The organism is Bacillus ectoiniformans, assembly GCF_016908875.1.
Taxonomy (GTDB): Bacteria; Bacillota; Bacilli; order Bacillales; family Domibacillaceae; genus Bacillus_BX; species Bacillus_BX ectoiniformans.
This window is the reverse complement of sequence record NZ_JAFBES010000007.1, coordinates 136,848-147,404: the sequence shown is the minus strand read 5'-3', so window position 1 is coordinate 147,404 and position 10,557 is coordinate 136,848. Positions and strand designations below refer to the sequence as shown.

At 39.5% G+C, this 10,557-nt stretch carries 11 protein-coding genes and 1 riboswitch; of the genes, 3 read left to right on the top strand and 8 right to left on the bottom strand.

The annotated features are described in order from the left end of the window. Positions 1 to 149: 149 nt before the first annotated feature. Positions 150 to 794, bottom strand: coding sequence for a methyl-accepting chemotaxis protein (locus JOC78_RS17865; RefSeq protein WP_420829936.1), 645 nt, complete (start codon positions 792 to 794; stop codon positions 150 to 152). A 1,269-nt stretch (positions 795 to 2,063) separates the two neighbouring features. Beyond that, a riboswitch (cyclic di-GMP riboswitch) is annotated at positions 2,064 to 2,159 on the top strand. 88 nt (positions 2,160 to 2,247) lie between these two features. On the opposite strand from JOC78_RS17865, the gene JOC78_RS11400 reads away from it, so the two are divergent. After that, positions 2,248 to 4,224, top strand: coding sequence for a methyl-accepting chemotaxis protein (locus JOC78_RS11400; protein ID WP_204555917.1), 1,977 nt, complete (start codon positions 2,248 to 2,250; stop codon positions 4,222 to 4,224). A gap of 238 nt (positions 4,225 to 4,462) precedes the next feature. Here the strand turns inward: JOC78_RS11400 and JOC78_RS11395 are convergent, their stop codons facing one another. Next, positions 4,463 to 5,410 (bottom strand): Rpn family recombination-promoting nuclease/putative transposase, encoded by a 948-nt coding sequence (locus JOC78_RS11395; protein WP_239587126.1) that lies wholly within the window; start codon positions 5,408 to 5,410, stop codon positions 4,463 to 4,465. Positions 5,411 to 5,713: 303 nt separating this feature from the next. After that, positions 5,714 to 5,959: a hypothetical protein gene (locus tag JOC78_RS11390; protein ID WP_204555915.1), complete on the bottom strand. Its 246-nt coding sequence runs from the start codon at positions 5,957 to 5,959 to the stop codon at positions 5,714 to 5,716. 196 nt (positions 5,960 to 6,155) lie between these two features. Here JOC78_RS11390 and JOC78_RS11385 point away from each other — a divergent pair, with 196 nt between their 5' ends. Then, positions 6,156 to 6,335 (top strand): hypothetical protein, encoded by a 180-nt coding sequence (locus JOC78_RS11385; RefSeq protein WP_204555912.1) that lies wholly within the window; start codon positions 6,156 to 6,158, stop codon positions 6,333 to 6,335. 45 nt (positions 6,336 to 6,380) lie between these two features. On the opposite strand, the gene flaG is transcribed toward JOC78_RS11385, so the two are convergent. Both flaG and fliS (JOC78_RS11375) read right to left on the bottom strand, forming a co-directional pair. Then, positions 6,381 to 6,731 carry a flagellar protein FlaG gene (flaG, locus tag JOC78_RS11380; protein ID WP_204555910.1) on the bottom strand — a complete coding sequence of 117 codons (351 nt, stop codon included), beginning with the start codon at positions 6,729 to 6,731 and terminating at the stop codon, positions 6,381 to 6,383. Positions 6,732 to 6,842: 111 nt separating this feature from the next. Continuing rightward, a complete protein-coding gene (gene fliS, locus JOC78_RS11375; protein WP_204555908.1) occupies positions 6,843 to 7,205 on the bottom strand; it encodes a flagellar export chaperone FliS in 363 nt (120 codons plus the stop codon). A 135-nt stretch (positions 7,206 to 7,340) separates the two neighbouring features. On the opposite strand from fliS (JOC78_RS11375), the gene JOC78_RS11370 reads away from it, so the two are divergent. Next, on the top strand, positions 7,341 to 8,153 hold the full coding sequence (locus JOC78_RS11370; protein ID WP_204555893.1) for a flagellin: 813 nt from the start codon (positions 7,341 to 7,343) through the stop codon (positions 8,151 to 8,153). A 103-nt stretch (positions 8,154 to 8,256) separates the two neighbouring features. Here JOC78_RS11370 and fliT read toward each other — a convergent pair whose 3' ends face one another. The 3 genes from fliT to JOC78_RS11355 are packed head-to-tail and all read right to left on the bottom strand — an operon-like array spanning position 8,257 to position 10,553. Beyond that, complete coding sequence (gene fliT, locus JOC78_RS11365) at positions 8,257 to 8,601, bottom strand: flagellar protein FliT (protein ID WP_204555892.1); 345 nt, start codon at positions 8,599 to 8,601, stop codon at positions 8,257 to 8,259. Beyond that, the gene (gene fliS, locus JOC78_RS11360; RefSeq protein WP_204555890.1) at positions 8,601 to 9,005 is read right to left on the bottom strand and encodes a flagellar export chaperone FliS; all 405 of its coding nucleotides are present in this window, start codon (positions 9,003 to 9,005) and stop codon (positions 8,601 to 8,603) included. Before fliS (JOC78_RS11360) ends, fliT begins: the two co-directional genes overlap by 1 nt. Before the next feature lie 39 nt (positions 9,006 to 9,044). Next, positions 9,045 to 10,553, bottom strand: a complete 1,509-nt coding sequence (locus JOC78_RS11355) for a flagellar hook-associated protein 2 (protein ID WP_204555888.1) — start codon at positions 10,551 to 10,553, stop codon at positions 9,045 to 9,047. Between the last annotated feature and the right edge of the window lie 4 nt (positions 10,554 to 10,557).

Sequence of the window (10,557 nt, the reverse complement as noted above, 5' to 3'; positions counted from 1 at the left end):
TACATAGGAAATCCCTCTCATGTTAGTTGATGAGAAGGATTTTAATCTTAATTTTAGATTTTGTCTATTGCCTAAGGTGTTTTTCAACACTATGAGGAGACAAGGAAGCTGTTACAGCTTCCTTGTCTCCTTTTTCACACTTTAACGCGTTACACTTTAGCAGAGCGGGGGTCTGACCCCAAACGCTCTGCTGCTCTCGCCGTTTCTTCCACATATTGATACACACGGTCGTTTTCATTAGCGAGATTAGTCAATGTTGCGCTCATTTCCTCGACAGCGGCTGTGCTCTCTTCCACCACCGCGGCGAAGTCTGTCGTGGTTTCCTGTATGATCTGGGAGCTTTCAGTGATCTGTCCAGTCAGATGCTTAAAGCGGCCGAGTTCACTTTCAAGTTGATGCATCGTTTCTTTTAGGTCTCTAAATTGGGCAGAAGTTTCTTTGCTTTCCTTTGCCTGCTGTAAAATCTGCTCTGTACTCACAGTTAACTTCTCCCTTGTCCGTTCATTCACGTCATTCACTTCATTTAAATTGCCTCTGATCTGAATAAGCGTGTCATTGGTCATTCCGGACAACTTGCGGATTTCTTCGGCTACTACCGCGAAACCTTTCCCATACTCTCCAGCACGCGCGGCTTCAATGGAAGCATTCAAAGACAAAAGGTTCGTTTGCACTGTAATGGCCTGGATCGACTCAGTCATGTCATTGGTTGCCTGAATATGACTCGTTAATTCCGCAAAGGAGTGATTCAATTCAGACAAGAGTTCTTGAACAGATTCCATATCACCGGAAATCATCTCCATTTTCTCCGCTCCGCCATCCGCTTGCTCTCCTGCGTGCTTGGCCTGATCTATGATCGTTTCCATTTCACGCTCCAGCTCATGAACCGCCTTATTTGTCCCGCTTGCACTTTCAGCGATATCAGCAATTTGATCTGCCTGCTTTTGACTTCCGCTGCTAACCTCCTGCACGGCATTCAGCATTTCTTCTTGAGAATGGCGGTTTTCTGCGGCCGCTTCCCGTATACCGGTCAGATGCTTCATGATCTGCTGAACCCCTTCATGCAGACGCTGCTTTTCCTTCTCTTCCTCAATCGCCCGTTCCGCATTTTCTTTTACATATTCCTGCACTTGTCCAAACACCGAACGGCTTTGGCGGATTTGCAAAAACAAAGAAAAATTCAGCAACAGCAAGATCAATGTTAAACTCCCTTTGCTGCCAGCTATTGTTTCCGCGTTGGGATAACCGCTCATAAACGTATATAAAGCTATAAAAGAAAGAACTCCGCCATAGATCATGATATACCGGTGAGCATGCAGACTCGATAACCCAATAATAAAAAAGATTATACCTAGGGTCGCCATCGAAGGCACACTGAAAAGCGAGCTTGCAATCGTTGCTGCGCTTAACACGGTCAGAACAATCACAGGAAACACCCGTGCAGCCAGCACCGATCGACGACCAGCTAAAAAGGCAAAAGCTACCACTAGAAAACAAACACCCATACTTGCCGTCTTGAACATCTCTTTATTTGACATGAGATAGAGTAAAAAGGTTAATCCTGCTGATACTTCAAATGCCATGCACATAATGCCATTTTTTCTCTGCCAATCGCGTTCCTGAAGCTCCACCACATCTTGCATCTTCCTGCCCTCCTATCAAGTGAATGACTATTCATTTTATTATTTTACTATATACATAGTGGGATGTCAGTAAAATAATTACTAATTTTTTCAAATAAACACATATAATTATGCAGGAGAAAAGACGCGGATGTAGAAGGCAGAATGGTCGACATTTTACGCATTCGATGTGACCGATTACGACAAAAACGAACACGGAAAGTTATATTTATATAACAAAAATACAAAACTGTTATTTCCTCTAACTAATTAAAGTGCAGCAGTAAGTCTTACATTAGCAGCTTGACAAACAGCCAATGATTTTCTTTATTAATGATATTTATCAAAACAGTCAAGGCTTGCTATTCTTCAACCTATTGAAATTTTCCAAATTATGCTTTATGATATTTTAGTGGTTTTGTACTATGAATAAATTACTTATATAGAAGATAAAGGCAAACTATTCGAAAGGATAGGACGCAAAGCTTAGGGTCTAAGGCGGGCAAGATGATCACTCGCTAGGATTGCCTGGCTACCAATGATTTTTCGGCTATTCTATCTTTTATAGAATGGCTTTTTTGTTGTCGAACTTCTTGAAACATCATCAAAAAGAAAAGAGGATTTTTCCGTGGGAAAAGTAAGGACCTATTTTACAAACATCAAACCTAAACTGATTCTCGCTTTCGCTGCTGTGTTAATCATTCCTGCCTTAGTTATTGGATGGCTCTCCTATTCTACTGCTAAACAAGCCGTCGAGCAGGAGGTTCAAACCGGCTTTGCAGAGAATATCAAGATGCTTAACTCCTCCATTGACCAAACACTCAATGTCAAAATTCATGACATTGAACAATTTGCTAATATAGCTGTGGCTTCTATGATTAAAGGCGAAGAAAGCCCCGAACTGCGCCAAAAGCTCGCTCAGTATTCACAGTTGCATCCCGAAGTTTACAGCATCTATGCGGGCACTGAAACTGGACTGTTTATCGAAGAGCCAGTCATTACCGATACCTCCGATTATGATCCGCGGACAAGAGACTGGTATAAGGATTCCATGAGTCATAAAGGCGAAATCCTGATCTCTGCCCCATATCCTGACGTCACTACAGGTGAAATGGTCGTGACGGTCTCTAAAGCCACGAAGGATGGATCTGGCGTCGTCGGCGTCGATTTAAACCTTAATTATGTCCAAGAGCTCGTCGGGCAATTAAATCTCGGAAAAGAAGGCTATGCATTTTTAATGGATCAAGGACAAACCGCGATTGCCCACCCTTCCATTAAAGCAGGGACACCGGCAAAGAAAGAATTTTATCAGAAAATGTATAACAAAGACCAAGGCCATTACTATTACAACGATAAAAACAAAGAGAAGCTGATGATTTTTGCTACGAATGATCAGACCGGCTGGAAAATCGGAAGCAGCATTGATGAAGCCGAAATCAACGCAAAGGCTGTCCCTATTTTTCAAAGAACGATTCTCGTGATTCTCCTTTCCATGCTTGCGGGAGCAATTCTGATCTTCTTTATTATCAAATCAATCATTAAACCACTGAGAGAAATGAAAGAGAAAGCGATCACGATTAGCGATGGGGACTTAACCGAGCACATTACCGTCCGGTCAAACGACGAAATCGGCCAGCTTGGGGAAGCATTCAATACGATGCAGCAAAATCTGCGTTCACTCGTACAAAAAATAGATGCAAACGCCGATCAAGTTGCTTCAGCATCAGCGGAATTAACCGCAAGCTCAGAACATACAAGCGCAGCAACAGAGCAAGTCGCTTCCTCCATTCAAGAAGTCGCCGGCAGTGCCGAAAAACAAACCGCAGGAGTGAGTCAGACCGCTGAATCCTTTAAGCTAGTGGCCCAAGGCGTCACGGACATTGCTGACCACGCTACACAAGTATCCGCGATTGCCCAGCAAACGATGGCGCAAGCGGAGGAAGGCAGCGATGCGGTCACCAATACAGTGAACCAAATGACTTCCATTCAAGCGTCCGTTCACGCATCTAACCAAACCATTCATTCGCTGCACGAACGCTCAAAAGAAGTTCATTCAATATTAGATGTGATCACAAGCATTGCCGGACAAACGAATCTGCTCGCCTTAAATGCGGCCATTGAAGCGGCAAGAGCTGGCGAACACGGCAAAGGCTTCGCGGTTGTTGCTGATGAAGTGCGAAAACTGGCTGAGCAATCCCAGCAATCCGTTCAAGAAATTGTCGGCATCATTCAAGGAATCCAAGAAGACACTGAAAACTCAGTTCAGACGATGGCACGCGTGACTGATGACGTGCAAACCGGCGTCAATATTTCACAAGAAGCCATTAAAAAGTTCGATGATATCCTGCAAAGCACGAAAGAAATCACCCCGCAAATGGAAGAGATTTCAGCGACAGCCCAGCAGATGTCCGCGACCGTGCAGGAAGTTCACGCGACAACCCAAGAGCTATCAATGATCGCAACCAACAATGCCGCCGGATCAGAAGAAGTCGCTGCCGCCACCCAGGAGCAACTCGCTTCCATGGAAGAAATCGCCGCTTCTGCCCAGTCACTGTCGATGATGGCAGATGAGTTGAAGGAAGTGGTGCGGGTGTTTAAGTACTAATGTAAAAAAGACAAGGAAGCTGGTTAGGGCTTTCTTGTCTTTTCTTTATATTCGATATTAAATTTAGATTATTAGGAAGCCGCCTCAAAAACTCTTTGAGAATACTATATGCAGTAAGCGGATCTAAACTTTCTTGTTTTTGACCTTTCTTCCCGTGCGCAACCCAGTTTCTATATTTATAAGCTTTCCTCACACTATCTATTAGATGTGAATCGATGGTGCCTTTAAAAATATCTACTCATTGCTCGTTTTTAATTTTTTCCACATCTTCTTTACTCACTTCTACTATGAGTGCGATTTGCTCTACTTCTAGCCCTTGCTTCAGCATTCTTTTTATTACGCTTCTTTTTTCTTCTTCCCGACCTTCTTCACGACCTTCTTCTCGCGCTTCTTTTTCTCTTAATTCAGCCTCAATTCTGGCTGCTTCTTCATCCAACACTTGTTTGACCCGTGCCTCGTAGGCCAATACTTCTTCATGCGTCGCACTTAATAGATCCCACCCCTGGAAAGCATTTTTTAACTTTTCGTCCTTCATAGCGATTTCCTCCAGTTCTTTGTAGATATCCTCATACACTTCGCCATTGCGGTGATCCACCATTCCCAGCAGCAACAGCCACCTGGCTAATATATCGTTCCACGGGTCTAACTTATTTTGCTTCCAGTCTCGTAGTAGCTTGGGCATTTCTAAGAAGTGGAACTCCATTACATCGGTTAATTTAAAATGCTCGGTATCTTCATATAAATGAAAAGAAGTATGAAAGCGTTCGGTTTGATCAATGAGGTTAAAATTTAAGATGTTAATCGCAATGACAGGCTGAAGTTGCTTGTAGGCCATCCGCTTCTTCATCGGGGCTCGATAAATGCCCGACCAGTAGTAAATGGAACGCTTGATCATGTCATATTTATTCGTAAATTGAATTTCAATGTTAATCTGTTCATGATCGTTCGTAGTGGCTAGAAGATCCAAGCGGGATTGTTTATCTTCCTGATATTCACCACCTGCATCGGTATTACTAAAAGTAATGTCTTTAATACTTTTGCGCCCAGTTCGATGGAGGACAGCGTTCAGGAAAACAACCGTTATCTCTTTATTCTTTTCCGCTCCAAATAATTGTTTAAATGCATAGTCAATCTTTAGGTCCATCAATCGGGTCAGAGGAACCCGTTTCAATAAACGTGTTTTCATCGCGCTTTTATCCCTCCTCGTTTGCTTTATTATATCATGATTGAAGACTACAGGATAAGCAGCGATACTATATATATGTGTTCGTTTTCGATATGTAAAGGCGGGAGGAATTTCAAAGTCTTGAGGTATAAGTCTGTTTGAGGTGGATGAGGTCTGACTCCTTATTTTTCTACAACAAAAGAAAGCAGGAAGTATAAACTGATACTTGTAATTAGGACACTTGAAAAAGTGTGTTTTATCTCCAGATACCAGATTACTTCCTCTTCACCTTTTTAATTTGAGGTTCATTTAATAACTTGATCTCTACTGCTTAACTATTTGGACAAACTCATCTAAATCGTTGACCAGTTGAACATCTTGAGATAGTAAATGTCTATTCATTCTTTTTAACGTAGAGAAATCCTTTGCTCCATACATTCCGAGGCTAACTTGCGGTGCAAGCTGGCGAACAGCTTGATAGGCTGGTTTCGCCTGTTTTGATGCCACTTCAAGGATTCGAACCTTTGATTTATTTTCACGATCCGTTGATACGATATATACTTTACTCATGAAATCGCCTCCCTGCCAAAATCAAAGATCTTTTCATAAATATAATCTACATAGGAGGTAACTTCAAAATCATTTGACTGTGACTTTTACTAATCATACACGTCAAACCATTTTTTTCTAAAAAACATACATAATCAAGCAGGAAAAAAGATACAGATATAGAATAATAACGAGGGTAACTAAGGGAGGTTTTGTCATGAGTGCTGTTGGAGGAGTAGGACAAGGACCGATTTCTCAATTTGTGGTGATCAGCAAAAGCGTAGCTGAACAAGCGGTCACGGAGCAAATTAAAGAAGTCACACAAGATCCAGCGAAACGAATTCGCGAGCTGCAAGCACCCTCGCCGTTTTCGCAGTTTATTGATATTAAGGTGTAAACCACAGCGATTGTTGCTGTGGTTTTTTTAGTTGCATAACGTTGTTTATATCTTTTTATCTACCATAATTCCTATAAAATCGGTCATTGCTGCGTAAATATCAAGTAATTTTTTAGAAGGAATTTCTTTGATTATTTCTTGAGTAACATCATCTACTACTGCTACATAGTATTCTTCTAGCTCATCGTGAAATTCAAATTTCAAGTGTGTATTAGCTGGTTTTAAAAAGTCGTTCATCCCCTTTACAACCTTTTCCATCTCTTCTTTTTTTGGCAGCTGAGCCTGTTCGTTTGCTTCTTTTGCTATGTCTTTTACCTGATCCAAATTTGGTGTGGACTTTTCATTCCCCACGCGCGGTGTAAAAGAAATGGATGAACTTGCTACTTTATCAATCATACACAACTACCCCTTCCGCCCCATTTATTCAATTCTTATATCGGTTGGAATTGGTAATATTTAAAATTTTTAAAGGGATTAAATTTTAAATATTTATTCAATTAAGTTTTTTTACCTAACAACTTCCCGCCAAGCCTCTTTTAAATCTAGAAGTAAACTTTCTACCTCCCCAATTATTATAATATCACTCTTCATATTAGCTTCAATAAGTCTGCGATTCATATAATCGATAAGGAATACTAGTTGTTTTCCACCATCATAAGCCCCATTGATTAATGGGACAATTTCAAGAATTAGTTGTTGCGCTATCTGAATTTGCTTATTCCGTTCTGCAATATTCTCAGTATTAATAGCTGATTTACCAATACTCAAAGCCTTAAGCGCTTCTTCTATTAACCATAAAAGAAACTTCGCAGCGGAAAGTGCTGCTAAGCTATTTTTCCTATATAACTTGACCGCTTTATGTACATCCATGAATGCCTCTCTCCCAATCCATATATAAATATTATCGACATTATGGTGGATAAATTTACTATTCAACTTAAAATGATAGGTAAAAAAGACGATATAAGTATTGGACTTATATTTTGCGAAATGAGGTGAGAAAAAATGAAGATTCACAATCAATCGGCCATTGCCTTTTCTGTAACCCGCTATCAGCGCAATGAAACAAAAATGGAAAAAACCCTCGACAAGCTTGCTTCAGGGTTAAATATCCATAAAGCTAGTGACAACGCATCTGGACTAGCAGTTTCTGAAACATTACGAGCGCAAGTACGAGGACTTTCACAGGCGCAAAGAAACATGCAGGATGGTCTATCAATGTTGCAAGCAGCAAACGATGGATTAAACAATGTGAACGGATTGCTGCAAAGGGCACGTGAGTTAGCAGTTATGAATGCAAATGAAACAATGACGGATGCGGATCGACAGGCAAGTCAGCTCGAGCTTGAGCAGTTAATGGCAGGAATCAATGATACTGCTCATAAAATGGAGTTTAATACAAAGAAAATTCTTGGTGACAATGCTCCGTTAGTGTTGATGGTCGGCGCAAATCCTGGACAGCAAATCACCTTAGATTTAATGGACACAAGTACAAAAGCTTTAGATTTAGAGAACCTGTCCGTGCTAACTTCAAGTGATGCGTCAGGCTTAATATCCCAGCTTGATCAGGCAATTTTGAAGACAGCAGATAACTTAACTGTTGTAGGCTCTTACTATGAAGCGATTGAACACCACATGACAAATGCCTTAGTAAAAGAAGCCAATTTGACTTCATCACTTTCTAAGCTTGCTGACACTGATGTAGCAAAAGAAATGATGCAGTTTGTTAGTCTTGAAATACGGCAGAAAAGCGACCAGATTCTCGTTTCGAAAGTTAATCAAAATACTGCTGATGTACTAAATATTTTAACAAAATAAAAAAGCAAGAAGCCGAATCAAAAGTCAATGAATCACTTTTAAGATTCGGCTTCTTTTTTAATGAACCGGAAAATATTTGCACATTTAGATTTATTTTATACAGCTAATTCTTTTTATCATAAAACATTCCATCTTGCTGTATGCTCGCATAGGGATTTGTATATTTATTTACAGAAGTCTTTTTTTTAGAAGTCATTTGAATGTCTGATTGAATACTCTCATGCACACTTCTTAAAATGGAATCAATTTCTTTGTTCCATTTTATTATCTGCTTACCCATCTCTTTTTCTTCACTTGTATATGGTGGTGTTAATTCTACTAGTAATGCTTGGCGCACTTCTAAGAGTTGATCAATTTCTTCTAGTAATTGATCTCGTTCTGTTGATTTTTTTTGCAGTACTTGTAACAGTGAACGAGTAACTTCATAACACTTAATGACAGACGTCATTACACCTGGCCACCCACACCGCTATGCTGAAGTTGGCGATTTTTTTGGATAACCTGTTTCCAAGTGTCGCGAAATTCTGTAACCAACCCTTCCACTTCACTTAATATTTCATTGTCATTCTTAATATTTGCTTCCATTAACCGCCGATTCATATAGTCGTATAGTGACAACATATTTTCTGAAACTTCAATATCTAAATTTAAAGTCACCATTAACTCTTGAACAATGGCTTGAGATTTTTGGATATTAGTATTTTTGGCTTCTATATTTTTCTCATTAATTGCCTTTTTTGCTTGATGAATGAATTTTAAACATCCATTAAAAAGCATAAGAGTTAGTTCTCCCGGAGAAGCTGTAGTTACTGCATTATTTTGATAAGCCTTATAAGGGTTGTTAATTGCCATTATATATACGCTCCTTTTCTTGTCTCAAAAAAATTAATATTAACCGCCAAATTGATTCATTAAAAACATCGATTGTTCATTTGAACGCTGAATGGCTTTTTCCATCTCAGTGAATTGACGCCAATACCGATCTTCTACTTGGATCAACCGGCTTTCAAATCGGTCAATTTGATTATCAAGATTGTTCAATACTCTTCCTAAAGAAAAGGAAGTATTAACACTGTAAGATTTACCCGCTTTTTCTTCTATAGATTTCATCGTGTTTTCTATTGAATCTCGAAGCCGGCGAGCAAGACCCTTTTCTGAAGTTGTGTTACCATCTTTAGCAAACATTTCGTATATTGCATTGGGATTTTCAGAAATGGCTTTTTTTAAGTCTTCTTCACTAATAATTAATTTTCCACCGTCTAAATAGTTCTTAGAAGTTTTAATACCAATTTCAGATAACTGATTTATTTTTCCTGACAAACCAGAAACTGAAGAGTAGAGGTCAACACGCATTTTATTTAGAGCACCTGATAACACAGAATCTCCTTTTAATGTCCCGCTCCGTGCTTTTTCTTCCCACATTTCTACTTCTTTGTCAGACATGGCTTCTCGTTGTTCACTAGTTAATGGCTGGTAGCTGCGATATCGCTTTTCTCTTACCTCACCATTAATTTTTTCAATAATTTCATTATATTTATCAACAAATTTCACTACAGTATCAAGAATTTTATCTACGTTGGGAGAAGAACTGAATGAAGTTTCACCAATTCCCTTTAGGTTAAACTGAACTCCGTTAATAGCAAAAGTGTTGGAACTTCTCTCAGTTCTTAAACCATTAAAAGTAAAGTCAGCATTCACACCTGTTTGATTATGCAAACCTGCTACATTATTATCTGCATCTAATTTTAGTTGTGTAAATATATTCCCTGAAAGAACGATTTCAGCAGCGTCTGTGCCATCTGTATTCTCCGCATTCCCTGTGTATTTCGCTGTAACAGCAACTTTTTTTGTGGCACTATCGTAAAATATATTAACCCCAGAGTCTTTGTTTATTTTTTCCATTAAACTGTTTAGTGTTTCCTTAGCAGGGTCAAACTCAAGTGTATACCCTTCCGTTTCAAGTTTGCCATCCTTGCCAATTGCCTTAATGGTTATCGTTTGTGTTGCAGTTCCTATAGATGTGTATTCACTTAGCTTTTTAGTAGGATCCGTAATTTCAACTATCGCTGAACTACTCTGCATTGTTGCCGCTTTAGCTGTTGCATGTACAGTTAAAGAGCCAGAAAAATCTGTGGTTGAATTTAAATTACTAATAGAAGCAACATTTTCGTTAGAGACATTGATATTCTTCTGAATATAGGACCCTTGTTTCATGACACCATCAAAAATCATTTTATCGAAATCAAATAACAGCTTATTGATTTCGCGATAGTCATCCCTTTGCCATTCCATGAATTGCTTTTTTTGCGATAGCTTATCTAAAGGTATTCTTTCCGCTTTCATTAAGTCTTTTACAAGCGAATCGATATCCATGCCACTTGCTAAACCGCCAATTCGCATACTA

Bases quoted from the DNA above. Each gene is read 5' to 3' on its own strand.
- fliS (WP_204555890.1), bottom strand. From the start codon at position 9,005: ATGGCAATTAACAACCCTTATAAGGCTTATCAAAATAATGCAGTAACT.
- flaG (WP_204555910.1), bottom strand. From the start codon at position 6,731: ATGATTGATAAAGTAGCAAGTTCATCCATTTCTTTTACACCGCGCGTG.
- fliS (WP_204555908.1), bottom strand. From the start codon at position 7,205: ATGGATGTACATAAAGCGGTCAAGTTATATAGGAAAAATAGCTTAGCA.
- JOC78_RS11370 (WP_204555893.1), top strand. From the start codon at position 7,341: ATGAAGATTCACAATCAATCGGCCATTGCCTTTTCTGTAACCCGCTAT.
- fliT (WP_204555892.1), bottom strand. From the start codon at position 8,601: ATGACGTCTGTCATTAAGTGTTATGAAGTTACTCGTTCACTGTTACAA.
- JOC78_RS11390 (WP_204555915.1), bottom strand. From the start codon at position 5,959: ATGAGTAAAGTATATATCGTATCAACGGATCGTGAAAATAAATCAAAG.
- JOC78_RS11355 (WP_204555888.1), bottom strand. From the start codon at position 10,553: ATGCGAATTGGCGGTTTAGCAAGTGGCATGGATATCGATTCGCTTGTA.
- JOC78_RS11385 (WP_204555912.1), top strand. From the start codon at position 6,156: ATGAGTGCTGTTGGAGGAGTAGGACAAGGACCGATTTCTCAATTTGTG.
- JOC78_RS11395 (WP_239587126.1), bottom strand. From the start codon at position 5,410: ATGAAAACACGTTTATTGAAACGGGTTCCTCTGACCCGATTGATGGAC.
- JOC78_RS17865 (WP_420829936.1), bottom strand. From the start codon at position 794: ATGATTTCCGGTGATATGGAATCTGTTCAAGAACTCTTGTCTGAATTG.